The 26,384-nt window shown below is 66.9% G+C and carries 19 protein-coding genes; 8 read left to right on the top strand and 11 right to left on the bottom strand.

What is annotated here, in order from left to right:
• Window positions 1-202: 202 nt before the first annotated feature.
• Entirely contained in the window at window positions 203-874 is a 672-nt protein-coding gene (locus tag ACWGI2_RS14495; protein WP_453695539.1) for an ATP-binding protein, read from the top strand.
• Here the strand turns inward: ACWGI2_RS14495 and drmB are convergent.
• Genes drmB through ACWGI2_RS14470 form a run of 5 tightly spaced genes read right to left on the bottom strand, consistent with a single transcriptional unit; the run spans window position 868 to window position 13,099 of the window.
• Window positions 868-2,706, bottom strand: coding sequence for a DrmB family protein (gene drmB / locus ACWGI2_RS14490; protein WP_453395732.1), 1,839 nt, complete (start codon window positions 2,704-2,706; stop codon window positions 868-870). The genes ACWGI2_RS14495 and drmB overlap by 7 nt on opposite strands.
• Complete coding sequence (locus tag ACWGI2_RS14485) at window positions 2,703-5,930, bottom strand: helicase-related protein (RefSeq protein ID WP_453695537.1); 3,228 nt, start codon at window positions 5,928-5,930, stop codon at window positions 2,703-2,705. Before ACWGI2_RS14485 ends, drmB begins: the two co-directional genes overlap by 4 nt.
• Complete coding sequence (locus tag ACWGI2_RS14480) at window positions 5,927-7,828, bottom strand: UvrD-helicase domain-containing protein (RefSeq protein ID WP_453695768.1); 1,902 nt, start codon at window positions 7,826-7,828, stop codon at window positions 5,927-5,929. Before ACWGI2_RS14480 ends, ACWGI2_RS14485 begins: the two co-directional genes overlap by 4 nt.
• A 5-nt stretch (window positions 7,829-7,833) precedes the next feature.
• The gene (locus ACWGI2_RS14475; protein ID WP_453695536.1) at window positions 7,834-12,828 is read right to left on the bottom strand and encodes a DEAD/DEAH box helicase; all 4,995 of its coding nucleotides are present in this window, start codon (window positions 12,826-12,828) and stop codon (window positions 7,834-7,836) included.
• On the bottom strand, window positions 12,755-13,099 hold the full coding sequence (locus ACWGI2_RS14470; protein ID WP_453695534.1) for a hypothetical protein: 345 nt from the start codon (window positions 13,097-13,099) through the stop codon (window positions 12,755-12,757). Before ACWGI2_RS14470 ends, ACWGI2_RS14475 begins: the two co-directional genes overlap by 74 nt.
• Before the next feature lie 424 nt (window positions 13,100-13,523).
• On the opposite strand from ACWGI2_RS14470, the gene ACWGI2_RS14465 reads away from it, so the two are divergent.
• Genes ACWGI2_RS14465 through ACWGI2_RS14455 form a run of 3 tightly spaced genes read left to right on the top strand, consistent with a single transcriptional unit; the run spans window position 13,524 to window position 17,526 of the window.
• A complete protein-coding gene (locus ACWGI2_RS14465) occupies window positions 13,524-15,653 on the top strand; it encodes a helix-turn-helix transcriptional regulator (RefSeq protein ID WP_453395728.1) in 2,130 nt (709 codons plus the stop codon).
• On the top strand, window positions 15,650-16,642 hold the full coding sequence (locus ACWGI2_RS14460; RefSeq protein WP_453395727.1) for a hypothetical protein: 993 nt from the start codon (window positions 15,650-15,652) through the stop codon (window positions 16,640-16,642). Before ACWGI2_RS14465 ends, ACWGI2_RS14460 begins: the two co-directional genes overlap by 4 nt.
• Complete coding sequence (locus ACWGI2_RS14455; RefSeq protein ID WP_453395726.1) at window positions 16,639-17,526, top strand: DUF6339 family protein; 888 nt, start codon at window positions 16,639-16,641, stop codon at window positions 17,524-17,526. The genes ACWGI2_RS14460 and ACWGI2_RS14455 overlap by 4 nt, the downstream gene beginning before the upstream one ends.
• 34 nt (window positions 17,527-17,560) lie before the next feature.
• On the opposite strand, the gene ACWGI2_RS14450 is transcribed toward ACWGI2_RS14455, so the two are convergent.
• The 4 genes from ACWGI2_RS14450 to ACWGI2_RS14435 all read right to left on the bottom strand — a co-directional run bounded on the left by ACWGI2_RS14450 (window position 17,561) and on the right by ACWGI2_RS14435 (window position 21,397).
• On the bottom strand, window positions 17,561-18,817 hold the full coding sequence (locus ACWGI2_RS14450; protein WP_453695532.1) for a DNA cytosine methyltransferase: 1,257 nt from the start codon (window positions 18,815-18,817) through the stop codon (window positions 17,561-17,563).
• 42 nt (window positions 18,818-18,859) lie between these two features.
• Entirely contained in the window at window positions 18,860-19,822 is a 963-nt protein-coding gene (locus ACWGI2_RS14445; protein WP_453395724.1) for a DNA cytosine methyltransferase, read from the bottom strand.
• Between the two features lie 5 nt (window positions 19,823-19,827).
• A complete protein-coding gene (locus ACWGI2_RS14440) occupies window positions 19,828-20,238 on the bottom strand; it encodes a very short patch repair endonuclease (protein WP_453395923.1) in 411 nt (136 codons plus the stop codon).
• A 145-nt stretch (window positions 20,239-20,383) separates the two neighbouring features.
• Complete coding sequence (locus ACWGI2_RS14435) at window positions 20,384-21,397, bottom strand: hypothetical protein (protein WP_453695531.1); 1,014 nt, start codon at window positions 21,395-21,397, stop codon at window positions 20,384-20,386.
• Between the two features lie 195 nt (window positions 21,398-21,592).
• Here ACWGI2_RS14435 and ACWGI2_RS14430 point away from each other — a divergent pair, with 195 nt between their 5' ends.
• From ACWGI2_RS14430 to ACWGI2_RS14415, 4 genes are all read left to right on the top strand, one after another.
• A complete protein-coding gene (locus ACWGI2_RS14430; protein ID WP_453695529.1) occupies window positions 21,593-22,354 on the top strand; it encodes a class E sortase in 762 nt (253 codons plus the stop codon).
• Between the two features lie 101 nt (window positions 22,355-22,455).
• Window positions 22,456-22,776: a DUF6412 domain-containing protein gene (locus ACWGI2_RS14425; RefSeq protein WP_453695528.1), complete on the top strand. Its 321-nt coding sequence runs from the start codon at window positions 22,456-22,458 to the stop codon at window positions 22,774-22,776.
• Between the two features lie 142 nt (window positions 22,777-22,918).
• Window positions 22,919-23,689, top strand: a complete 771-nt coding sequence (locus ACWGI2_RS14420; RefSeq protein WP_453695766.1) for a YidC/Oxa1 family membrane protein insertase — start codon at window positions 22,919-22,921, stop codon at window positions 23,687-23,689.
• 142 nt (window positions 23,690-23,831) lie between these two features.
• Window positions 23,832-24,689: a fumarylacetoacetate hydrolase family protein gene (locus ACWGI2_RS14415; RefSeq protein WP_453695526.1), complete on the top strand. Its 858-nt coding sequence runs from the start codon at window positions 23,832-23,834 to the stop codon at window positions 24,687-24,689.
• Window positions 24,690-24,747: 58 nt separating this feature from the next.
• On the opposite strand, the gene ACWGI2_RS14410 is transcribed toward ACWGI2_RS14415, so the two are convergent.
• Together ACWGI2_RS14410 and ACWGI2_RS14405 are read right to left on the bottom strand one after the other, a co-directional pair.
• Window positions 24,748-25,215, bottom strand: a complete 468-nt coding sequence (locus ACWGI2_RS14410) for a heme-degrading domain-containing protein (protein WP_453395719.1) — start codon at window positions 25,213-25,215, stop codon at window positions 24,748-24,750.
• Complete coding sequence (locus ACWGI2_RS14405) at window positions 25,212-26,306, bottom strand: Gfo/Idh/MocA family oxidoreductase (protein ID WP_453695525.1); 1,095 nt, start codon at window positions 26,304-26,306, stop codon at window positions 25,212-25,214. The genes ACWGI2_RS14410 and ACWGI2_RS14405 overlap by 4 nt, the downstream gene beginning before the upstream one ends.
• Between the last annotated feature and the right edge of the window lie 78 nt (window positions 26,307-26,384).

The raw sequence follows: 26,384 nt of genomic DNA, 5'->3' as shown, positions 1-26,384 counted from the left end.
TCTCGGCCTCTCTTGTTGATCGATCCGTGAGTGCCCGCGATTGACCGGCGGGACGAGGGCGCACGGCCCGGGGCGCGCAAGGAGACCCCGTGCTCCCGTAACTCGTCTGTGAGAGTTCCATTTTGAGAGTTCCACTGCAACCCTAAGTGAGTGGACGGGCGCAAAGAGTAGTGCCTGCCCGATGTGAAGGGGTTGATCGAGCATGCCTGACTGTCGGTGCGAGGTGCTGCGGAAGGGATGGGAACTACCCTTTCTGGCCGAGCCCGAGGAAGTGGCAGCGCTGCGGCGCATCGTGCGACTTCATCTGACTCAGTGGGGTTTGCCGGACGTCGTCGAAGCGGCACAGCTCTGCGTCAGCGAGCTCGTTGCCAACGTCATCACGCGCGTGGGACTACAGACGCCCACGACGTTCGGACTCACGATGCAGGACACGTGCGTTCGCATTGAGGTCAGCGACCCCGATACCCGTGCTCTGCCGACACTGGTCGCGGCTGAGGCGAACGCGGAGAGCGGCCGAGGCATGGCCCTTCTCGATGCCACCGCCGACCGATGGGGCGTGATCCTTCGGAGCGATTCCAAGATCACCTGGTGCGAACTGGCCACAGGGCTCGGGTCGCCGACGGGTCACACAGGCGGTCTGCGGGTTGATCGCGCTGAGGCCTTGATCGGCCTCTACGGCGAGGAGTCCGTTCCGAGGAGCGGGGCCTGCTCGGTTCTGGGCGTCGCCGTTGCGGAAGAGGCCGCGATCGATGTCATCGCGGACCTCCTCCACTGGCTGCGGGCTCATGGCTGCGATCCGGACGAAGCCTTGGATCGAGCACAGATCCACTTCGAGACCGAGGTGGAGGAGGCCGAGTGGGCGATCGGTCAGTGAGCCAGGGCATCCCGGAAGAACCCTATGGACGGATCTTCCGGAATGCCCACGAGCAGGGCCCGATCGAGCAGCCCGTTGTTCAGCTCGCAACTCGTCTCGGGCAGCAGGACGCAGGCGTGGCAGGCGGCAAGGTTGACACTGCCTGCTCCGCCGGCCTCCGACTCGATGCAGAGCGGGTCGGCGGAGCACCACCCCGCGCGTTGCAGGGCGGATCGCAGGGTGGCGGCCAGGCGCTCGGGTTCGCCTTGGGCGACAAGGCCACCGAGGCTCCCTGCCGAGTCGCTTGTCGCTGTGTAGATGAGCAACCCGGCCATGGTCTCGTCCGAGTAGAGGCGTTCCCGAAGCGCTGCGGCCGGATATCCGCCGTCCAGGCTCCACTCGTTGATCAGCACATGCGCCAGCGTATGGAGCAGCACCAAGCGAGGGGTAGCAGGAGATTCAGGCGCCGCCGCAGGGTCCGAGGCCCGCTCGCGGAGTTGTCGCTGATGGTTGCGCCGCATCCGTTCCACCCTGGCGGCGACCGCCACATTCCGTGCCCAGGAGTCGATTCGTTCCGCATCGACGCGGAGGAACACCCCCTCGCCCTGAACCTCCATGGCGGGAAGCCAGTCGAGATCGGCCAGGGACAACCGAGCCTCGTGGACCTCCGCGTTGGCGTCCGGGGCCTCCACCCGGGAGAAGGCCTTGAGGGCCCGGACCTCACGCAGCCGCTTGGCCAGCATCGGCCCGGTCAGACCCAGGTGCGCCAGGTCTGCCGACTGGGTGGCCGGTGGTTCGCAGACGAACTGCTCCTGCTGGTTTCCCTCCCCCTCGGTGTTACCGCTGCGCAGGTGGGCGTACTCCTGGTTACGCAGAGCGAGATACGCCTCTTCGTCGTCGGTCCGCTCACCTCCCACTCCATCGTTCTGCTCGGCGTCGAGAAGGGCCAGTACCGCGTCCGCAGGGAGCTCGACACCGTCCCGCATCGTCTGGATCTTCAGGTAGAGGGGGATCTCGGAGCGATCCAGACTGCGGAGGTCGTCCCGGTAGGGCGCGAGGCGGTCCGCCAAACCATCGTTCCCCGGTGGAATGGGGATGGAGAGTGCGGACTTCACGATCGGTAGCCAGGCCGCGGACGAACCGCGTTGGAGGGTACGGGGCTGTTCGGCGCAGAATTCAGCAGGTGCGTCCTTGAGCCACGGTCGCTTGCCCTCGCACCGCACTGCGAGGCCGGCCAACGCGGTGCGTCGGAATGCCCCTTCCATCGAGACCTCGGGAATGCCGCAGGTGCACGAGATGAGAATGGAGCGCAAAGAAGCGGTCCGGCCGCTGGTCCGCAGACGCATCTCGCCCCCGCAGTGCCCCGTCGCTCCCTCCGCGCGGTTTCCTCGGTGTGCCCATCTCCAATACGGGAAGTCGTCGATGTGCCCGTGGGCGCAAGCCATGACGAAGCGCGAGGGGACCAGATCTTCCTGGCAGTCGCCGCATTCGTTCTTGCCCGGGGGAGAGTTGAAACCCCGGACATGCTGCAAGGAGCCGCAGCTCGGGCAGGAATGCCAGAGAGGAAAACGGCGTACTCGGACGCCGTCCTTACTGGTGTCGTCCGAAGCGGGAGGCAGGCGGAAGTACCGCACGCCTAGTACTCGCGCGAGCCGGGGCTCGTGGATCACGGGAGCTTCTTCGATGTTCCAGGAGTCGGTGCCTGCCACGATGAACGATTCGTTCTCGACAGCGATCAGCGAGCCGACGCCGTACGTCGTGATCAACTGCGCTCGACGGACGGAGCCGCGTCGCGGGTAGCTGCGTTCGGGAGCGCTTGAGCCGCGGCGGCGTCGGGCGGGGGGCGGGGTCATCGGGACGCCTCCATGAACAGTGCGGTCTCTGCGTCCACATCGCGCAGGCTCCACAAGGTTTTCCAGCCGTTGCCCTTCGACTCGTCGTCGAAGTTGGAGAGAAGGGAAGGGATTCTCTTGCCGCGGACCGGTGCGTAGTAGAGGCCACCGTGCGCCTCTGCCTCCCCGACCCACCAGTCGACGAACGCGTCGAAGGCGCGGGCGGTCGCCTCGTACTCCTCGTCGTCGACTCCCCGCACACGTTCCAACAGGATGGGTCTGATCACCCGTCGGAGTTCGCCTTGGAACTCGTCGACGCGCCCCGCTCCATCATTGGGGCGGGCAGTAGGGATCAGGATGCGGGCGAGAGCGACGACCACGGCGTGGAGTCCGCGATCGCGGGAGCGGGCGGAGAAGGGAGTCACCGAGGTGGACTCCACCTCGCGGTAGAGCGCCGAGTGATAGTGCAGGAAGCTCTCGTAGTGCGAACGGTCTCTGGACCGTGCTGAATTGAGCATGACCGCAACGAGGCCGGGGTGGCTCCGACCTACCCGACTGGTCGCCTGGATGTATTCCGCGGTGGTCTGAGGCTGACCCATGACGGCCATCAGCCCGAGACGGTCCACGTCGACACCGACGGAGATCATGTTCGTTGCCAACAACACATCGACCGTCTCATCGTCCGGGTACCGCTTCTCGATCTGCTTGAGACGGGCGGGGATCTCACTGGAGGTGGCCCGGCTGGTGAGCTCAGTCATCTCCTTGATGAGCCGCTTGCCGGTGCCGTTGCGCTCGGCCAGATATTCCAGATACGCCTCGACGTCGTCCCTGACCTGCAGATCGGCGGCCGCCAGCAGCCGGAGGCTGTTGAAGTAGCCGACCAGGGTCCAATAGGCGTCACGCACCTCTTGCGGAGTGTCGGTGTTCATCGCGTGGTGCAGCAGCGTCGCGTAGGTCCGGATGAGCAGGGTCGACTGACTCGTGCTCGGGGTGAGCAGACCGACGTACTGTCGGCTCGCCTTGCTCTCGCGGGGTGTCTCCACGGCGAACCAGGAGTCCCTGGAGTCCAGTCCGGCCGGAGGGAACTGTGAGACCGAGCGGGCGAAGAGCGCTTTGCCCTGATCGCTCGCCCGCCGGATGGTCGCGGTCGAGGCGATCACCTTTGGTCGGTCCGCGAGGGCGTCCACTGCGGTTTCGTACAGTCCGGTGAGAGTGCCCAGCGGGCCGGAGATGAGGTGGAGCTCGTCCTGGACGATCAGTTCGGGAGGAGGCGTGCCATCCGCCCGGTCCCGATTGAAGAGCGCCGCCGTCTCCTCTCGCCAGGGCATGGACGCGAATTTGTCCACGGTGGCGATCACAAGAGTGGGGCGGGCGTCGTAGACGGCGTCGTCCACCAAGTGGACCGGGAGCCCGTCATGAAAGTCGCAAGCGAGGTCGGGGCAGCGCACGTGCATGCGGCGCGCTTCCTCTTCCACCTCGTACTGATGGGCGTCGAGGCGAGTGCCGCACCAGGGGCAGCTGTGGAGTTGGACCGGATTCTTCTCCTGGAGGGACTTGCCCTTGCGGAGCTCCACCAGGCTTTCCGCTGCTACGTCCAGCTTGTTCGGGGTCGCGGACTGGCCGACCCACATTCCGATGGAAATCGGCTCGTCTCCGAGCAACTCCTTGTACGCGAGCCGCATTTGCTCCATGGCACAGATGAGGATGGCAGCGCGCTCGAACTGCTGCAGGGTCAGCAGCCGCAGCGTGTATCGCATCAGCACGGTGACACCGGCTCCATGCGTCCGCAGTCGCATGCGACGTAGGAAGGTGGTGAAGGCGATCAAGCCCAGGTACGCCTCGGTCTTGCCACCACCGGTGGGGAACCAGAGCAGATCAGCGGTCCTCCGGTCCTCGTGTTCGGGGTCGACGATCCCTTCGAGGCAGAGCAGCACAAAGGAAATCTGGAAGGGGCGCCAGCGACCCGACGACAGGTCGGGCATACCCGTGCGGCCGCCCTTCACCCAAGCGCTACGGGCCCGCTGCTGGGCCATGGCCTCGTTGGCGAGCTTGAACGCTCGCATGATCTCCGGCCTTTCCCGGTCCGCCAGGAGTCGGATCCCTCGTCGCATCCGACCAAGGGCCGCACCGCACAGTTCGATCTGCTCCCGGGCGGGTGTCTCGAACGGAGTGCCGACCAGTTCCTCTGCCTCGGCCATCTTCCGGTCGATCCAATCCGCGTAACCCACGAGGAGGCCTTCGAGAGCCGAAAGGATCTCGGTGTCCGGGCGGGACGCAAGTCCGAGCATGGTGAGGGCCGAGGCGTCGATCTCCGGGTTGGAGTCGGTCAGCAGAACCTCATGGGCGGGAACGAACTCGGTCCGGACGTGGTCGATCGCGGCACGGTCGAGGAGCGGGGAGCCAATGGGGGGAGGCGTCCAGTCCCAGTCGGCCGCGCATCCGTGTCCGGTCGCGAACGTGGGCGCGTGCCGATGAAGCAGTCTGCTGGTGGCCTGCTCGGGGTCGACGGCGTTGGAAGTGGGTTGTCTCTCCACGAAGGCGCGCTCTCCGGCAGGGGTGCTGACGGTGAGGCGAGGTTGGAACAGGCTGAAAGCGTCCTGCAGTTCACGTTCACTGACACGCCGCTCGTTGACCAACGAGATCGTGACGGTGACGGTGCCGTCGGGCGATGGAGCGCGGACCAGGGCGCGGACGCTCACACCGTCCGCCACGGTTTCCGAAGGTCGCGGAAGGGAGTCGGTCACGTCAACTGTGACGGGAGGGAACTTCAAGGCGCGGCGCCGCCAGCGCTCGCTCTGGTCGGCGGTGCTGCGGGCCTCGGCGCGCTTGGCGGTTACGGGACGTCCCTCGGCGTCGACAGGGTCGTACGCGGCGGCCTCGGTCGTGACGACGATGGTCCGGGACACCCGGGGGTCCACTGCGAAGGTCAGCCCCATCGACGACGGTCGGCGGTCGTTGGCCAGCGATATCCCGATGTCGGGGGTGGGTTCCTCGGTGTCCCTGCTCCTCAGCACGGCGGTGTCGTCGACGCCGTCGTTCTCGGCCCTGTCGGAGACGAGTTCCTCCTCGGCGGCCTCGCCTGCCGCCCGTGGGAACAGCACGCCGATCGGATAAGCGGTGATCGGAGGATCGTGGGCCAGCACTTCGTCCTCGGTGCCGGGACCCAGCAGGTCCCGGCGCAGCTGGGCGACCAAGCCGTCCCGGACCGCGTAGTGTGCTGCGTGGCCTTTGCTGTCGTGCCTCATCGGTCGTGACCTTCCTGGGCGCGGCCGCCCGATGTGTAGCGCCCCAGCCCGGTCATGCGTGGCAACAGCCATACGCCGTATTCCCCGAGCCCGGCGCGGACTCCGGAGGCCACGCTTCCGGCCACGGCCTCGACGGTGTCGACGCGGAATCCAGTGATCGCCGATGGCCAGCGAACTTCCCAGTTACGGCTGATCTTGAGGGACGAGTACAGATCCATACGGAACTTCTTCGAGACCAGGCCGACCGGGACCCCCTCGTGGTACACGGCATACGGGGGACTCTGGTCGGCATCGGACTGTAGATCGTGCAGACGCCGCAGGACGAGCGGATCACCGGTGTGAACAGATCCGGTGAGGTGCTCCTGTACCGCCCGAGGGTCGAAGTCGAAACCGTCCGTGCCCGGGGGATGTTCACGGCAGACGTCGCTTCCGGTCGCCTCGATGCCGTGGCGCGTGTACGACTTCCAACCGCCCACGTACCAGCGGTTGATGGCCCGGTCACGGCGGATCACTGCGGTGTTCGGCGCAGCCACCCGGTAGAGGTCCTCCCGAGGGCGTGTCATCGCGACGTAGAGGGCCCGCGCCTCTGCTGCTGGGTCGAGGTGCGTGTGTTGCTTGTTCAACTCGGATATGGCGGCGGGTTCCACGACGATCACTCGATCGAATTCAAGGCCCTTCGCGCGATGAATCGTGGAGACCACGAGCCGAGAGGGTTCGGCGGCGGCCAGGTCATCGGGAAAACGGCCTTCCACTACGAGCCTGCGTAAACCGGCGATGTCCATCAGGCCGCGCGACGCGCGTGCTGCACCACGCAGAGATCGCCAAAGGGGTGCGAGATCGACATCGGACGATGTCCCGGCCTCGGACAGAATCTCCCGGAAGCGTTCCTCACCCAGGGTGGCGGATCCGGTCCGTCTCAGCAGGCCGGCGACCCAAGCCGGTACCGGGCGGTCCTGGAGCGAGCGTTGGAGGCGATGGGGGACATCCTGCCCGAACAAGGTCTCCGACAGAACCAGTGCCTGCCGGTTGTCCCGGCAGAGGATCGCACACGTACCCGGATAGTCGTTCAGCGATCCGACGACGAAAGGGTCGGATAGCTCGCCGAAATCGGGGCAGGACAGAAGCCGCTCCTGCAGCTGCTGGTACGCGGACTCGCCCACCGTTGCCGCCTCTGCGGGGTCGGATGGCAGCCCGTGAAGGGTAGGGCCCACGGACAGTGCCGTACGGGCTTCCTCGCTTCGGGCACGGAAATTGGCTGACAGATTCAGTTCGACGAGATCATCGGAGTACGAGACGCGCAACCAGTCGAAGAAGTAGTTGGTCTCGGCGGCCCGAGCATCCGGATCGGCTACTTGGAACCCGTATACGGCCTGAGCGCTGTCGCCGACCACCGTGAAGCCGCAGCTGTCCTGGAACCGGTCGAGCAAGGTCTCCACCATGTTCCGACGGTCGCCGACCAGGTCCTGGACCTCGTCGATGACCACATGCGCCGGCGCGCCGAGCTCCCCGGCCTCCACTGCACCCTTGGTGATCGCTCTTTCGGCCTCGCGAATGCGTTCGTCAAAGGTGTAGCGGCTCCACTCCTCGTCCGGGTAGGCGTTGGTCAACAGTGCGTACGCCCAGGAGTCGAAGGTCTGAGCTCGGACCCGCCGGGCCTGTCGGCCATGGACGGAGATCCGCAGACGCAGCTCGCGCACAGCGGCACGCGAGAAGCTGAGTACGAGGATCTCGCCCGCCTCCAGAGCATCCTCCTCATGGCTCACCAGGGCGTCGAGACGTCTTACGAGGGTGTGCGTCTTGCCCGCGCCTGCCCCGGCCGTCACCAGGACCCGTGCGTCCCAGGGCTGATCGACGACCGCTTGCTGCTCCGGGGTGAGAGCAGGACTGTCCGCGTACATGCTCGTCACTTGGCACTCCACAGGTGCTCGAACCGGGTGAAAGCCAGGGCCTTGTCGTAATTCTTGATGTTGTCCCGCACATTGAGGATCAGGCAGGTGTCCTCGCCGCCGTTGCGCGGTCCACGGAGGCCACGCCCGATCATCTGCTGGTACATGTTCGGGCTGTACGTGGGGCGTGCCACGACAACAGCTCGGGTAGCGGGAGCATCGAATCCCTGAGTGAGAACTCCGTAGTTGGTGAGGACGCGAGTCTGTCGTCGTCGGAACGAGTCGATGCGTCGTCGGCGTTCGGTGGGGGAGGTCGTGGAGTCGACGGCCGCTGCGCTGATGGCCTTGTCGTTGAGCTTGGCCGCGAGGAACTTGGCATGGCCGACGGACGTGGCGAACACCAGGACCGGCCAGTGCGCGGGCATGGCAAGGATCTCGTCGATGATGCGCCTGTTGCGATCGTTGTCGTCGGCCAGCCGCTGTTCCGCAGCTTTGGAGAGGACGCTCAGCTGATCGGCACGATCCTGCTCGTCACGGGTCAACTCGATGGAACCACCGGTTAGTTCCTTGTGCGTGACTCGCGCCAACATGCCGAGTTCCTGCAGTTCGGAGTAGGGGTCGTCCGAAGTGAAGATGCCTTCGTCCAACCGTCGGCCACCAAAGCGTTGGATCAGTCGCTTCGTCTCGTCGACGTTGGTGTTGCGGAAGGGGGTCGCGGTGAGGCCCAGCAGGTGCCGGTCGGTGCGCGAGTGCGTGAGTCCGAGCAATGCCAGGATTTCCGTGTACTGAGGGGCGATCGCCATGTGGGCCTCGTCCACGATGACCAACGACGCCTTCCGTAGCCAGGCGTACGCCTGGGTGTCGAGCGACACGCGCAGCTTGGCATCCGTGGCCACGACGAGGTGCGGGCGATCGCCGATTGGCCCGGCTTCGTTCGACGCCCAGAGCCTGCTTATCGCCAGAGGGCTGTCGGCCCCAACTTTCGACCATACGAACTGCCAGCTCTGCACTGCCTGCTCGCACAGCTCCTCGGTCTGTGCGATCCACAGGATCGGGCCGTCGAGCTGCCCGTCCTGCTTTATCCAGCGGATGACCGCCTCGGAGGCCACGCGGGTCTTTCCCGCGCCGGTGGGGAGGGACAACATGCCGCGCTGGGGAGAGATCCGGTCCAGCATGGCGAAGACATTGGTGGCAAGGCGCTCTTGGTAGTCGTGTAGACGAGGGAACTCCGTCGGGCCGTCGACGTCGACGCGCGGCGCCAACGAGGGGGCACGGACACCGGCGAACGAGTCAGGGAAGCCAAGATCGGAGACGAACGTCACGGCGCGGGTCGCACCGGTGAAGGAGGAGGGCGCATGGCTGGGGTATGCGGCGGCCAGGTCCTTGGCGTGAACCTGGAGCACTCCGTCACCGTGCGCGTTGTACGCCATCTGCGCGATGCGCTGAGCCGAGGGCGCGGCACCGTCGATGTCCGCCTGCTCGCTGGCGAACAGCCCCGCTGGTAGGCCCGCGCGGAGTGCGTCGGCGCCGATCAGCAGCTCCAGCTTGTCCACGACGGATGCGGCCTCCCGCACGGCGCGGAGCGAATCCTGAAGCTGTTGATCCTGCTCCTGCCGATCCTGTGCTTCGAGAACCGCCCGGCACCCGGACTCGCCCAGTCGCCATCGGAGTTCACGGTCCGCCGCGGTCAGGGTGGTGAGTCGGTCCGCAGGGGCGAGGACGAGCACGGTGGTGCCGTCCAGGGCGCTCTTCAGCGGTGTGGCACGCATCCCGTTGGGAGTGCGCACGACCTCCTCCAGCTCCGAGCAGTACTGCAGGTAGAAGTTGTTGACGGAGTTGCCCAACCGCTGGCGGAGTGTGGGGAATTCATCCCTCAGCAAAACGGGCTCGCCGGAGGTGACGCCCTGGGTCTCCTTGCTGATGACGTCGGAGTAGCGCAGCATGCCCCACTGGCCGATCATCAGCTCGGCATCCTCCGGAGTGCCTGCGAGGAGAGCCGGGAGCTGTTCGGCCCGCAGAGCCCGGTATTCATCGGACGTTGCGGCTACTGCGATCTCGCCGTCCTCTCGCGTGTCCCACTCCATCCCGACGCGGCAGCGAGTCAGGGAGTCCTCGGGGAAACCCACTTGAAGACGGGTCAGCATCACGTAGGTACGTCCGACGAAGGTGTCGTCCTCACTCCGCAGCAGCTCCTCCATCAGCTGCTCCCACTGGGATTCCGGGACATCGTCGACGACGACCGGAAGATGCAGCTTGCGAGCCTTCTCCGGGCTGATGTCGGCGACCGGCAGCACGTCACTGTAGGCCTTGAGCTGTGGGCCCGCCGCGTTCGCGAGACGCATGAGCCCCTTCGAGGTCTCCACAAGGCCGTGTCGGCGCACCATCCATCGCAACGGGGACGCAACAGGCTTCCGCGTAGCGGCCTGCGCCCCGAACTGGCGTGTCCAGACGTCGATCACGGCTTCGTCCGGGAGCGCCTTGACGAAAGCCGCCTTGCCTTCGTCCGAAAGCAGGGGGAGGAGATGCAGGGGCCCGCCGATCGCAGCGCCCTCCAGCTTGAGGCGGGAGATCTGCGGGCGGTTGGCGTTGCTGTCGAGTGTTCGGCAGTAGGCGTCGAAGACCGCCGTCCGGTATTCGTCGAACCAGGGCTCGTCCTCCGGGCGGTAGCCGCCGGTCGGACGGTCGCGCAGGCCGAACTCGCGGAAGACGGCCATGTCGTCGGAGTGGAAACCCATGTCCACGGCCACTGAGACGTCACGCGATCCGTCGCCAGGCACTACCCGGCCCGGGATCATGCAGTCCCGCATGCGGTGGTAGCGGCCGTCCTTGGTCCGGACGTACAAGGTCTCCAGCGGATACGGGACCCGGGCTCGCACCTCGGTAGTGACGTGACTGCCTCCGGCGCTGTGGAAGAGCTCCCAGAACCGGGTCCAGTCCTGATCCGAGTAGCGGTCGAACCCTTGCTCGAGCACACCGACGAAGCGCCCGCGGGCATCCGCCTCACGGATGCCGATCACGTTGAGGTGGGAGAGGAGGGACACATCCGCCGAGAGCTTGGCATCGGCGTAGACTAGATCGTCCTTGAGCCCGTCCTGCACGGTCCGCCGGAACACTTTGCCTGCGACTGGCGCGACCAGGCCGTGCTCTTCGGTCAGCACGATGCGGGCCGTACGCGCCTCCTCGGCGAACGGTGAGGCATCATTGATCATCTCAGCGAGGATGCGGATCGCCACGGCCGAGGCGTCGGCCGAGCCGTCGGCCACCAGTGCCTCCAGCCACTCGCGGACCGTGGCACGCTCCTGCTTCGCCGCGGCGATGATGTGCTCGACCTTGCCGGAGCGGATCTCGGCAGCCTCGACCGAGGGATGGATCCAGTCGGCCGGCCTGCCCGGATAGGCGTTCCACAAGTCCAGCCACTGCGCCTTCAGTTTCCCCCGCTTACCCATGTCCGGGTGGAGGTGGAGGTCCCGGGGGATACGCAGAACGCCGTCCTGGTCGGGAAGAGAGGGGCGCTGCGCCGCGATCTCCCAGATTTGCTCGGTCAGTTGCTGGTCGGCCCAGTTGAGCGTCTCCGATTCCTTCGTTCGCCCGGGTAGCAGGGGTAGGTAGGCGCCGGGATCCTGCGGAGGCGTGAGGTGGGGCAGCGAGTCGACGACCAGGCTGGCCGCGACCTGGATGATCTCTTCGTTGAACGGACTGGCATCCAGCAGGTTCTGTCTGTCCTCGTTCGTCTTCCACGCGCCGTTGAGAGCGCCGCTCAATGTCATGGGGTACTTGGTCGGGAAGAAGGACCAGAACTCGCCTCGCCCCCGCGGGGCGGTCAACAGCTTGTCGCCGGAGTACTCGGGCACGGCCCAAGCGATGTCGATGGTTCCCCGGTCATGCATCTCGCCGGCGCTTCGCCGGGCAGCTTCGGTGGGGCGGTGGGCGTGGGTGAACACCTTCCAGTCCGTCCGCGAGGCCTGCTGTCCGGTGCGCTGCTCGTGGATCGTGTGCCGGAACCCCTCGTGATCGACCCTGATGACACGACGTATGGGGGGCATAGCGCGGCGATCCTCGAGCACGACCGTCCCGACGTGGTGGGAGAAGAGGAGGAAGCGGGAGGGGAACTCCTTCTGCACGCTCGCCTTGTCGCCTTGGTGCATGTCGCCGGCGAGCCGCTTCGTCGCCCCGGCGGTCAGAGGAAGTCGCACCACTGTGGTCGCCCAGCCGAGGAGTTCGTCGAGGACCGGGTCGTCCTCTCGCTCCTTCGCGACATCGAGAGGCCTGGCCATGCGGAGGACGGGGGCTTCGAACTCTGTACCGAGGGCTGCCCCGCGTGCCTCGCAGATCTTCGAGAAGGCCCATTCACGATCGAATCCGAACCCGAAGACTGTTGAACTGTCGGAGGGGCGATCCGGGTCGGTACTGAAGAACTGAGGTGTGTCCGTGATGGCGAGAACAGACTTCACGCCGACGCCGAAACGCCCGATCTGACCGCCCCTCTTCTTCGAAACACTCATACGAAGGATCGTCTCGGCGCCTTCGGCAGTGACGGGTGTTCCTTCGTTCGCGCAGTAGAGATGAGTTTCGGTGAGGACGGAATGAATCGTACCGCCCGGGGCGTTCGCGATTTCATCGGCAGCGTTCTGAACCAGTTCGAAGAGCTGTCGATCCCCGTACCCTCCTTGCGTGATACGGCGTTCGCCATTCGCATGCTCCTGGATCAGCCCAGGATCGACGCGATAGGTTTCCAGCACTCGCGCGGATTGCTCGACGATCTTCTTGATCACGGGCGAGGACTCCGAAGCGTCCGCCGTATTGCGCTGACTCACGGTTTCCCTTTTCTCTTGGCTGAGGGCGGAACGCGGGGTGCGGAGCGGGGCCGGTCGAGCCGTCAGGGATGGCGCGACCGGCAGTCTTGACGACGATAGACCCCGGGCCTGACAGGCGTGCTGGTTACGGCAGATCGAACCTGATGATGATGACGGTGACGCGCGTGCGGCCACGCCGGTTCCGGTGCGAACGGTCATGGGTGCCCGGATGCCCGGGAGGGCTCGTCGGAATACGGCGGGCGCGGCGGCGGTGCGAGGTTCCGCGGGTGCTGGATGCGGTCGGGGGAGAAACCTTCCTGCGATCGATGATTTCGATCGTCTTGCGGTACGCCCCGATGATTCCGAGAGTGATTCGCTGCTGGATCAAATACTCGGACTTGCTCTCCTGGCCCTCGCAGGCGTCGTACTCGGCGATGATCCTCCGCATTTCTTCCAGGGAAGAATCATCGGTTTCAAAGCTGTCGGGCACGGGATCCTCGATCCGTTGGGCTGATGATCGCTAAGGGGCGGGTGGCGCGCATTGCAGAGCTCCAACGGGGAGGGCATGACGAGCAAGCCCATCGACAGGTGATTCCCGTGGGGTGGTTGATTCTCGGGCGAGAATTCGAACCCTAGGGCCGAACTCCCCTTCGTTTCAAGGCCTTTGCAGTGAGAGACGAAATCGGTGTCCCTGGCGCGCTCCTCGATGGTGCGAGCCTTTGGCGTGCGAGGCGTTTATCGGTCGAAGCGGGCATGAATACCCCAAGGGGGCAAAGGTGACATACGTCCCTCTGGAGGTACTGTCCGCCGCTGCCCGCCGGGCTGTCAACCAGTGTTGTACAAATCCCTCCCGTGTCAAATGACCCTGGTAGAGTGGGCTTGGCAACGCTGGCAGTACCTGAGGAGTGGGCGCCGTGGATGGTGGGGAAGACTTCGGGCCCTGGCTGGCCCGACAGTTGAAGAGGGCCAGGAAGACGCAGACGGAGCTGGCGGAGGCCGTGGGTGTGACCCGAGCTGCCGTCTCGGCCTGGATCACCGGGCGTGCCACACCTCGGGACGAGACCATCAGGAAGATCGCGGATGCTCTCGGCACGGACCTGGGGACGATCCACAGCCGAACCACCGACACCTTGGTCGGTCGGCCCGTCATTTGGTGCCACCGCCCCGCGTACGCCGATGGCGGTCGAGAGTTCGGCAACGCAGCGGCCTTCGCCTTCGAGGCGGACGTCGGAGTCCTGGCTCGCGAGGCTACCCAGAACAGCCTCGACGAGCGGCTGACCGGGAACAACCAACCGGTCCGCGTTCGGTACACGCTCGAGGAGCTGACGGGTGAGAGTCTCGCCCGATTCCGTGAGGCGATCGGTTGGGACGCCCTCTTCCCGCACTTCGAGTCGGCGGCAGCTCAGGACCAGAAGGTCGGCAGGGTCATTGCTGCCGGGCTGCATGAGATGTACACGCGGGACCGTTTGGTGCTGCTGCGGGTCGACGACTACAACGCGTCCGGTCTGACCGGGGACGACTACGAGACCGGCCGGTTCGCGGCGGTCGTCCGACGGCAGCTGGACAGTCACAAGTCGATGAGCAGCGCCGGTGGTTCGTACGGACTCGGCAAGGCGACGCTCTGGGCGACCAGTCGGCTCGGCCTCGTGCTCATCAACTCCACGCTGTCCGAGCCGCATGAAGGACGGACCGAGCGACGTCTCATCGGGCGGCTCGACCTGCCATGGCGCGAGGTCGACGACAAGTCCTATGCCGGGCCCGCCTGGTTCGGCCAACCGGACCCGGACGTGGAGGGCGAGGACGTCGCCCGTTCGTGGTGGGGCGATGAGGAGATGGTCGAACGACTGCACCTCACACGGGAGAGCAGCGAACCCGGCACTTCCTTCCTGATCGTGGGCGCCCATGACGTGGCAAGCCTCGCCGACCCCTCCTCGACCGCTGAGGCTGTGGGGAGCGAGGACGACGACAGCGTGCATCGCATGCATGAGCGGCTCGTCGAGGCCATTGGGAGAGACTTCTGGGCCGCCATGACTGCAGGCGGCGCCGGTCAGCCGCTGCTCGAGGCATCGGTTCGGACGCTGCGTAATGGCATGGAGCTGATCCCGGAGCAGCGGATCGACCCGCATGATGCCCAACCCTCGCGTGCCCGGGCGCTGCAAGCCTTCTTGGAAGGTACGACTGTGGAACGTCTGACCGAGTCGGGCCAGGTGGCCATGACGACGGTTCCGCTGAACGTGCCCGGCCGCGAGGGCCGAAGGAGCGGTGGGGAGCATCGGGCGGTCCTCCTGGTGACCAGGGTGGAGGACGACGACGACCCGAAGCCCCACAACACCGTGGCCATGATGCGGGGTAACCGCATGACGGTCAGAGCGAACTCCGTCCCCGCCTTGGAGCTGGGTACCGACCCCTTCCAAGCGGTGCTTCTCGCCGGGTGCGCGGCCGGCGACGATGCCCCCTTTGCCGAGGAGGCCGAGGCGTTCCTGCGTGTTTCCGAGCCCCCCGAGCACGACAAGTGGGGTCAGACGGAGGAACTGCGTATGCGGTACTCACCCTCCGCGTACCGGAGGATCGCCACGCTGACGCGCGATGTGAACAACGCCGTACGTGAACTCGTCGCGGCACCCAAGGAGAAGCGGCGCGCGAGCACTGATCGTCTGCGTAAGCGCCTTGCTGTGGGGGGCAAGCGGCCGGCTCGGCCGGCCGTTACCGGCGACCTTCCCGTACTGGACGAACTGGACGCCCATGTCGGGAGCGACGGCGCCTGGCGGATCACGGCCGAGGTGAAGGTTCCCCGTGGGGGCGAGGCCTGGCATCTCGCCCCGGTTGCCAAGCTGGATGTGAGATCCGGGCCTCGTCCCGTGGTGACCTGGGCGGAGCTCGTAGCCGTGCACAACTGTGAATTCGTGGACGGCATGCTGCACTTCACTCCCGGAGCAAGGCGAGCCACCTTCAGGGGGGTCACCAACGTGTCGACCCACCCGGTACAAGCCGAACTCACCAGCCTTGTCGTCGAACTCCACACGGGCAAGGGGGACAAGGCGTGAAGGCCTACCCGTACAAGCGCCTCAGCGGTGCCGTGTCCTTGCGTGTTACGGCGGTCGAAGTGAAGGTGCCCGGCGAGAGCCGGGAGCCACTCGAAACCAGCGCGTTCTCGGTCGTCGAGCAGGTGGTTGCGTTGGGGCGAGTGGATCAGGACGACTGGGAGAGCGCTCGGCTGAAGCTGTCGGCGACCATTCCGGCCAAGGCCACCGAACCCGACAGCCCTTGGCGCGATGTGTCCGTCGTGGCGGTACTGACGGAGAAGGCCACCAACGCGCGGACTGTTGTCCGCTTGGAGTCCAGGACGGAAGGCGGGCGGGAGTGGTCGGGCTCGCTGGACCTGTGGAGAGCGGACCATCTCGACCGTGCCGCTCTGTCCGTCCACGTGATCGCCACGGTCGATGGTGTGCCGGGCCGCGTGATCGCCACGTCGGCGAAGGAGTGGATCGTCGACCTGGCGTCCGAGTCCCCGCTCCGGCAGCGCGAACTCGACGTCATCGAGGTCGGCTTCCGCGAGGGGCCCGAGTGGCTGCGCCCCTTCAAGGACGTGCCTTGGGTTGTGGACACGTCCGGTGACGTGCCCGCCGTGCACGTGAACGTCGACTTCGAAGGCATCACGGAACTCCTCGGTGGCAACGGGGCTTCCGTCGAGGGCCTGGTCCGTGACCTGCTGATTGCACAGATGTGCACGGATGTGTGGACCGCGGTCTTCCACACAGCCATCGGGGACCTCGAGATCGAGGACGACGGTACGCCACTCTTTCCCCAGGACTGGCGTGGTGAGGTGCTTCGCGAGATGCTCCCGGACGTCGTGCCCAACCGCCCCCTCGAAGAGGGGCTGCGTGAGGTTCATCGTCGGCGTACTGGAACGTCCGGTTGGATCGATCTTCAACCCCGCATCCACTTCGCAGCCACTCGCAGGGCTGACGTACCCAAGGCCCTGTCCACCACCATCCGCGGTCTGGACCGCCACCACCAGGGGAACGACGCATGACCCACAAGCCGTCCAACCTTCCCGAACGCCTGGCACTGCTGTCCGACCTCAACGCTGCCCAGTACCTCACCGAGGGGTTGCTCGCCGGTAAGGAGGACGTGCCTGCCATAGCGCTCAACAAGGTGGCTGAACCCGTGTCCGATGCGGGAGCCCGGGCAGCGCTGCACCCGGTGCGCGATCTCGTCGACGACGCGATGCACAAGTATCGGGATGTCAAGCCGACCCAGGCCGACGCGTGGCTGGCCCCTCGGCTCCATGCCGCCTTGAGACTCGACCGCCGTGAGGCCGCGGACCGGAGGTTGTGGAACTACCTGGCACTTGGGGTCGCTCCTGACTATGTCGTCTGGCGTCATATGTCGGAACCCAAGGAGGGCGCACCGAAGGTCGCGCCGCTTCGGTTCCGTGGGGCGCACTACACGCAGGCCTTCGCGCGGCTGTGGTGGGCCGCCGAGCTATTCAGGAACGGCCCCGACTACGGCCCGGTGGTGACTGCTTGCGCCAATCAGGACATGCTCAACACCACGCTGCGCCTCGATGCCATCGACCATCGGCCGACGGCCCAGGCCATGGTGCGTCTGATCGAGCGCGGCACCGTGAGTACCGGCCGTGACGTCAACGCCCTGGCTCGTGTGGTGAATACGTCCGCGGCCACCTTGATGTACGACGTCATTGCCCCGGACGTCGAGCGTGACGCCGCGCCATTGCGTGACTGGATCGAGGCCTCCGAGTCGGCCACGGCGGTACCCCGCAAGCAGCTTCCGGAGGGTCCGGACGAGGAACAGGCCCCCGACAACTCGGTGGAGACATTGGCCGGTTACTTTGCGGAGCTCTTCGCCGACGCGCCAGTACGGGGGAAGGAGCTGGTCGGGGAGGACAGCGCCTGATCGGGACCCTGCCCTCCTCGATTCCTCAGCTTCCTCAGGCGCCTTCGGCAGGTTCGTCGACGGCCGGTGGCTTCCACTCCGCGAGTCTCTTCAGCTGTTCCTTGTCCGGCCGCCCGAATCCGAGAGCACAGCTCAAGATGTGAAGCGACAGGCGGGGCGGAATGGCGTTGCCGATCTGCTGGGCCACATCGGTGGATCGCCAGGGGTACGCCCCCGGGAACGACTGGAGAAGGCCTGCCTCCTCGAAGCTGAGCCGACCCAGTTCCTTGCCGACGACCTTCTCCCCGGACTTGGTGACTTTCAGGCGGTAGACGCGGTTGCGCCGAATTTTGCCGGTGACCGTTGCCGCCGGTTCCTCGGAAGTGCGGCGGCCGCGGTTCTTGGGGTCGCCGCCCGAACCGTAGTTGGAGACCACCTCGAAGTCGGCGGGTCTGTCGAGAAGGACGTCCTGCATCGCTGTCCAACGCTTGATCGGTACGGTGTCGGCGTTGGTGAACAGGGCCTCTTGTTGGTCATGTTCGGCTGCCTGTGATTCGGGAAGCCGATCGACCCCTGGGCGGTATCGCTGATGGGTCCGCTGGGGAAACTCGACAGTTTGCTTCTTGTCGGTCGGATCATACCGGGCGATCAGTACAGCGCGCCGACGGGTCTGCGGGACGCCGAATTCCTCGGCGTTAAGGACTTGAGCGTCAGCAGCGTAACCAGCAGCCCTGAGAATGCCGACGTAGTGCTTCCATACCGGCAGAACGGTCGGTACCTGCTCCAGGACGATGACGTCATAGGGCCGCTCGCGCTTGAGTTTGGCCTCCATGATCCAGCGCAGCGGTTGGAGTACGAGCCCGGTGCGCTCGTCCGACATGGCGTCGGTCTCGGCCTTGACCTCTTTCCACGCTGCCTCGAACGCGGCAGAGTCCTCGTGCCCGCCCAAGCGTGTGGCCAGACGCTTCACATCCTCCAGCGCCTCGTGCCCCTCACGATTCCCCGCCACCGAGAAGGTCTGGCACGGCGGGCCACCGGTGAGCACGTTGGCGTCGACGACCTCGGGATCACATGGGCCCAGCTCGGCGACATCCTTCTCGCGGGTAGTTCGCAGACCGGCCGCCCTACGCGTCGCGCGGGTCGGGTCGTCCCATTCGACCCCGATGCTCTCCACTCCCAGGATCGTGGCGGCGATATCGAGGCCGCCGGGCCCGGCGAACAGATCCACGATGTGGAAATCCGCAGGCAGGAGTGGTCGATGAGGTGCGGGGGTCATGGGATCGAAGTGTAGCCGGCGGTGGACGATGGTCATGCCCGTACGGCTGCGCCGGGAGGCATGGGTGCAGCCGTGGTCTCAGGCCCGCAGAGCTTCGGCGACGGCCAGGCCCAGGGCCTGGCCGACGGGCGGCGGTGAGGCATGGCCGATCTGACGGTAGCGGGCTGTCTTCTTCCCCGCGAAGCGCCAGTCGGGGGGAAAGGACTGGAGGATGGCGGCCTGTTCCACCGTGATCTTCTTCAGCGGGGAACCCGAGGTGTCCGACTCCTGGACTCCGTCCGGTCCGGGCACTTCGTCAGCGAGCGCGCCTCCATTGATCCCCATACGGGCCCAAGCCTTCTTGGTCCCGGTCAGTCCGAGATCGGCGCCGCCACGATTCTCCGAGCCGCCCACCAACGTCGGCGCGACCTGATCCGCCTGATGAGCCCATGCCTCGGCGTCCGCCCAACCTCGTGTTGACATCGACGCGAGAAGTGCCTCACCTGCCGATACATGATCGGTCACGGTGGGGGCCGGCTGCTGGAAGCTGTCGAAGAACTCCTGCTTCAACGCGACGAGCACGCCTTGCTTTCGGTCCTGCGGGACACCGAAATCCGCGGCATTGAGGATGAACCAGTGAAATCCGTAGCCGAGGTGTTTGAGCTCCCCCTGAATGAAGGTCCGCACCTCGTCGAACGCCTCGTCGTCGACGAGGCCCGGTACGTTCTCGATCAGCAGAGCGCGAGGTTGTACGGCGTGGGCCAGGTAGACCGCAGCCTTGAGGAGACGCAGTTCGAGACCGGTTTCCACGCGCTTCGCAGTCGCTGAGGACTTCACCCGGGGGAGGCCGGCAGACAGGAGGTCCACGTCATAGGTCTCCTGGGAATCGACCGGGTCGAAGTCCAGGAGATCCGATCGCAGCACGTTCCACCTCTGCCTGTTCATCCGGAGGGTTTCGCAGGCCACCGGCTTGTCGTCCAGGAGCAGTACCGGTTCGAAGCCTGCCTGTGACAGGCCGAGGGCCAGCCCTCCGCCGCCGGAACAGACATCCACGAACCTCATGCCGCTCACTTACTCGCCCCCGTCGCTCCGCTGTTGTCTCCCCGGCGCTGCCGCTCGACAGTCGCTGCCACCCGTCTCGCCACGCTGTCGGGCGCCTCATGCTCCCAGAAGCGTAGAACGATCCACCCGGATTCGGCCAGATGTTCGCTTGTCTCCAGATCGCGCGCGATGTTGCGGTCGAGCTTCGCCCGCCACCATTCGGCATTTGCCTTGGGGTGCGTCGCGTGCTCCGGGCAGCCGTGCCAGAAGCATCCGTCGAGGAAGACGGCAACCTTGGCGCGAGGGAAAGCGATGTCGATGGTCCGGCGGGGCATGTCCGGCACGCGCACGTTGAGGCGGTAGCGGTGTCCGGCGGCGTGGAGGAGGCGTCGCACGGCTACCTCGGGCACGGTGTCCCGCCTGGCCTGGCGGCTCATCCTGGCGGAGATTGCCGGCGAGGACGGCTTCGCCTTGCTCACATCTCTCTCGTCTCTCGCATCCGGGCGTTCTGGCGCGCAGGGCTCTGGAAGTCCAGCTTGTCCGTATCCCGAGCGGGCTACGGAAGATCCCTTAGGCCTTCGCTCAGTTCTCCTCGCCGTGGCACCGGCTGTAGGCGACCTCCGACCCACACCAACAACCCGCCCCCGCCTCCGGCGGCCACCCCACCGCTCGGCCGCGGGCCGCCAGTGTCGTGGCGTACTGGGGGAGCAACGACACGTCCGTTGGGTCTGTGCCCTCTGAGGCTGCGAAGGCCTCGTAGGACGGGACTGTGCCTGTGACGATTCCCAGGTTGGGGGTGCCGGAGGCTGAGAGTTCCCTCAGTGACTCCTCTATCGTCGCCAAGTGCGCCTCGTGGGACGGGTATTCCGACTCCAGGGCCGGGTACGCCGTCAGGAGTTCCCTTAGTTCCGTTGCCGGCCAGTGCAGGACCGCTACCGGGAATGGGCGGGACAGAGCTTCCCTGTACGAGCCCAACTCCGCCTGGATTCGGGAGATTTCCGCTCGTAGTTCCGCCGGGTTGTCCGAGCCCAGGGACCAGATTCGTTTGGGGTCGTGCAGTTCGTCCAGGGGGATCGGGGAGGTTGAGACCTCGTCTGCCAGGGTGTCCCAGGTGTCGTGCTCCGCGCCCAGCAAGCGGCGCACCCTGTGGCGGCCGAACAGCAGTGGGCGTTGGTCGTAGGACGGTGACGGCGCGGTGCCGAGCAGGAGTTCCAGGGCCTGGGTGAATGTTTCCTGCGCCTGCGTCAGCTCGTCGTGCGCCTCCAGCGACTCCGCCACGATCACCCACGGGGCCGGGTCCCGCGGCGCCGCCGCTCGGACTCCGTCGATGATCGCCCTTGCCTCCGCCTCGTGGCCGTACTCCCAGAGGTTCGACGCCTTCAGGGCTCGGATGAGGGTGGGCGCCGACGCCGGGTGGGGGGCGTCGGGGGCCAGCAAGCGGTCGTAGAGCGTCGTCGCGCGGTCGCGTTCGCCCGCCAGTTCCAGGTGGGCCGCGGCCTGGAGCAGCAGGTGCTCGGTGTCCTCGGGGTACAGGCCGGCGGTCCGCTCCAGGCGCTCGGCTTCGGCGATGTGGTCGGCAGGCGTGTCGGGGCGCATACGGGACACCGTACTGCCGAGTGGGGGCGTTACAGCAGGGTTGTCGTGCGGATATGCGGAGAGAGGGTGGGTGCATCGGCATGGCTACTTGGCGCGGCCGGCCTTATCGTGCGGGCGGCCGGGAGAGGGGTGGTAGCCGTGCGGGAGCGGGTTCCTGTTGTCGTGCAGGGGCGAAGGGCGCGGAAGAGTCCTCTCGTGCGGGGGCTGTGGGGTGGCGCCGAAGCCGCCGTCACCTGCGGGCTTGTGTTGTTGCTTCTCGTCGCCCATCAGCTCTGGTGGACCAATCGTCAGGCCCGCGAAGGCGCCGAGCGCCAGGTTCAGGCCCTTGAGGAGGAGTGGGGGAGCCCGTCCGCTTCCGCTTCCGCGTCGGCTTCTGCTCCGCCTGGTGCCGCTGCGGAGTCTCGCCCCGACCCCGATCTCGACCCCGAATCGCGTACCTCCGGCTCCGGTGGGCCCTCCGAGCCGCGACCCAGCAGCCGTCAGCAAACCGCCCCCACCCCCGACTGGGACCAGGCGTACGCCGTCCTCCGCATTCCCCGCATCGGAATCCGCGTGCCCGTCGCCGAGGGCGTCAGTAAGGGGGGTGTGCTGAACAAGGGGTACGTCGGGCACTACCCGCGCACCGCCCAGCCCGGCCAAGGGGGGAACTTCGCACTCGCCGGGCATCGCAACACCCACGGAGAGCCCTTTCGCCGCATCAATCGGCTGGGGGACGGGGATGAGCTGGTCGTCGAGACCAAGAGCGCCATCTACACGTACGTCGTCGACCAGACGCTCGCCCAGACCTCCGCCCGTGACAGCGGCGTCATCCGCCCCGTCCCCCGCAGCGAAGTGAAGGCGGGGCACGGTTACCGCTCTCCCGGGTACTACATCACCCTCACCACCTGCACCCCCGAGTACACCTCCAAGTACCGGCTCATCGTGTGGGGCAAGCTGCAGTCCATGCGGCCCCGGTAGGGCCTTGAAGGCTCCTTCCGGCCGCTGAGACGGATCCTGTATAACGGCAGTACGCGATACAGCCGTAGATACAGCCGTAGTAGGAGAGGAGGACAGAGACGATGCAGGACGCCATCCGCAGCTGGAAAGCCGCCCTCCGCCCCACCGGGCTTCTTCTCTTCCTCCTCGTCGAAGTCGTCCTCCTCGACGCGAGCAGCCTCACCGCCGCCGTCGCGCTCGCCGCGACCGCCGCCGCTGGCTCCGCGCTCGCCGTCTGCTCGCTGATCGCCGCGCGCTGCGCTCCCGCCGTGCCCCGCACTCGGGTGCGTACGGCCATCCGCGACCGCGAGAAGCGCACGGCGTTCCTGCCGCAGCGCGATCCCGACGCCGCCGGGCGCAGGCGACCCCGAGCACCGGGCCGTCCCGTCATGACGGCCGCGTAGGGGATAGCAGCAACACCCCCTCCAGCGACACCTTGCGTCCCCTCGCGGGCCGTCACGCCGAAAAGTGCACCTTTCTCCCGCCTTTTCCTCGGCACGACGAGCCCCGGAGGGTTTCTCCATGTCCGATTTGTTTTCCGCCTTCATGTCCCTGTTCGCCGACTTGGTCGGCTCCATCGCCGACCTCCTCGAACCCCTCTTCCACGCCTCCGCGATGGCCGCCGCCATCGTCCTGTTCACCGCGTGCGTACGACTCCTCGTCCACCCCTTGTCGCGGGCGTCGGCCCGTGGCCAGAAGGCGCGCGCCAAGCTGTCGCCGCAGATCGCCGAGTTGCGCAAGAAGCACGCCAAGAACCCCGAGAAGCTGCAGAAGGCGGTCCTTGAGCTGCACGCGGCGGAGAAGGTGTCGCCGCTCTCCGGGTGTCTGCCCAGCCTGTTCCAGCTTCCGGCGTTCTTCCTGCTCTACCACCTGTTCTCCAGCTCCAGCATCGGCGGCGAAGCCAACGCCCTGCTTGGGCACAAGCTGTTCGATGCGCCGCTCGGCGGGCGCTGGGCCGACGCGCTCGGCGACGGCGGGGTCTTCGGGGCGCAGGGGCTCGTCTACCTCGCGCTCTTCGCGATCGTCGCCGCCGTCGCGACCTTCAACTTCCGGCGTACGAAGCAGCAGATGGCCGCGGCCGCGCCCGCTACCGGCGGCGCCGACGCCCAGCAGATGCCCGGCATGGGAGCGATGAGCGCGATGACCAAGGTCATGCCGTTCATGTCCTTCATGACGCTCTTCACCGTCGCCTTCGTCCCGCTCGCCGCCGCGCTGTACGTGGTCACCAGCACGACCTGGAGCGCCGTCGAGCGCGCCGTGCTCTACCGCGACATGCCGTACGGGGCCGGGGCGGGCGCGTTGGCTACCGCTGGGTAACGGTCCGGTCTGTGAACAGGGTCTTGCGGGATGGACGGTGACCTTGGAGGATCGGCCAATCCTCCGATGGCCGCATCCCATCGGCCTGGGCCACGCGAACGGTCAGGACGGACCGGGCGCGCTCGACCAAGGGAGATTGACCATGAAGCTGCTGCGAGTCGGTACGGCGGGGGCCGAGCGCCCGGCGCTGCTCGATGCCGAAGGCACGTTGCGGGACCTGTCAGGGACCGTCACGGACATCGACGGTGCGCTGCTCGCCGACACGGCCGCTCTCGACCGGATCCGGTCCGCGGCCGAGTCGGGCGAGCTGCCCGCGCTCGACGCGGCGGGGCTGCGGGTCGGGCCGCCGGTGGGCCGGATCGGCAAGGTCGTGTGCATCGGGCTCAACTACCACGACCACGCGCAGGAGACCGGGGCGACGCCGCCCTCCGAGCCCGTCATCTTCTTCAAGGCGGCGGACACGGTGGTCGGCCCGAACGACACGGTCCTGGTGCCGCGTAAGTCGGTCAAGACCGACTGGGAGGTCGAGCTCGCGATCGTCATCGGGCGCACCGCGCGCTACCTGGAGTCCGACGAGCAGGCGCTCGCGCACGTCGCCGGGTACGCGGTGTCGCACGACGTCTCGGAGCGGGAGTTCCAGATCGAGCGCGGCGGCACCTGGGACAAGGGCAAGAACTGCGAGACGTTCAACCCGCTGGGCCCGTGGCTGGTGACGGCGGACGACGTCCCCGACCCGCAGGCGCTGTCCCTGAAGCTCTGGGTCAACGGCGAGCTGAAGCAGGACGGGACCACCGCCCAGCAGATCTTCCCGGTGGCCGAAGTGGTGTGCTACGTAAGCCAGTTCATGACCCTGTACCCCGGCGACGTCATCAACACCGGTACGCCGGCGGGCGTGGCCATGGGGCAGCCCGAGCCGAAGCCGTATCTGCGGGCCGGTGATGTGGTGGAGCTGGAGATCGAGGGGCTCGGCAAGCAGCGTCAGGAGCTGAAGGACGCGTAGCCCTTCGGGCGCCCCCACCACAGGGGCGCCCTGGGGTGCCCTCGCGAGGCGCGCTCGCTTATACGAAGCGCTCCAGCGCCTCCACCACCATCGCGTGGTCCGCCGCCTGCGGAAGCCCGGACACCACCACCGTGCCGATCACTCCCGCGCCCCGCACCGCGATCGGGAACGCGCCGCCGTGCGCCGCGTACACGTCCGGGTCCAGGCGCGAGGATTCCTCGAACGTCGTCCCCTTGGCGCGGAAGCGCGTGCCGACCAGGAACGACGAGCAGCCGTAGCGTTCGACGACGCGGCGCTTGCGGGCGATCCAGGCGTCGTTGTCCGGGGTGGATCCGGGCAGCGCCGCGTGGAAGAGCTGCTGGCCGTTCCGGGTGATGTCGATCGCGACCGGGGCCTGGCGTTCGCGGGCCAGGTCGACCAGGAGGGTGCCGAGTGCCCAGGCGTCCTCGTACGTGAAGTGGGGGAGTACCAGGCGGAGTTCCTGGGTCTCCAGCTCTTCCACCGTCGGTGCGGCGGGCGTCGTCATACGACCACCGTCACACCGTCGCGGGCCGAGCGGCGCGCCGCCTCCAGGACGTCGAGGGCCGCTGCGGCCTCGTGCGCGGAGACGGGGTTCTCGCCTGTGCCCCGGAGCGCCGCGGCCACGGCCGCGTAGTACGCGGGGTAGTCGCCCGGCAGCGTCTTGACCGGGCTGCCGCCGCCGGTCAGCGGGGACTCGCCGGAGCCGACCCGGCCCCACGTGGACTCGGGCTCCTCGCCCCAACTCCCCTCGTCCGTAGGGCGCTTGCCGTCGCGCAGTGCGGCTTCCTGCGGGTCGAGGCCATACTTCACATAACCCGCCGCCGATCCCAACGCGCGGAAGCGCGGGCCGAGTTGGGCAGTGGTGGCGCTCACGTAAAGGTGTGAGCGGACGCCGTTCTCGTGCGTGATCGCGATGAACGTGTCGTCGTCGGCCTCGGCGCCGGAGCGGCGGACGTCGGACTCCGCGTACACGGACCGCGCCGGGCCGAAGAGTACGAGCGCCTGGTCGACGACGTGGGACCCGAGGTCGTACAGCAGACCTCCGATCTCTTCCGGGTTCCCGGACTCGCGCCAGCCGCCCTTGGGCTGCGGGCGCCACCGCTCGAAGCGGGACTCGAAGCGCCATACGTCGCCGAGCTCGCCGTCGGCGATGAGCTTCTGGAGAGTGCGGAAGTCGTTGTCCCAGCGGCGGTTCTGGAAGACGGAGAGGAGAAGGCCGCGGTCGTCGGCGAGCGCCGCGAGCTCGCGGGCCTCGGCGGCGGTGCCCGCGATCGGCTTGTCCACGACGACCGGGAGGCCCGCCTTGAGGGCGGCGGTCGCGAGCGCGACGTGCGTCTTGTTCGGGGACGCGATCACCACCAGGTCGAGCTCGTCCGCGCGGGCCCAGAGGTCGTCGGCCGACGCGGCGAAGTTCAGTCCGTCACCGAACTCGGCGCGGGCCTGCGCCTGCCGCTCGGGGTTCGACGTGACGACCGTGTCGAGGGCGAGGCCCTCGGTGGCGGCGATCAGCGGGGCGTGGAAGACGGAGCCTGCGAGGCCGTATCCGATGAGGGCGACGCGTAGCGGGGAGCCTGAGCCTGTACCTGTACCAGTCATGCCTGTCATATCTGCCATACCAGTCATGCGTTCCACTTAAGCAACGGTGTTGCCAAAGCGCAAGCGCGGGCGACAATG

This window comes from Streptomyces sp. NPDC054866 (assembly GCF_053610745.1).
This window is presented reverse-complemented; position numbering and strand designations above follow the sequence as displayed.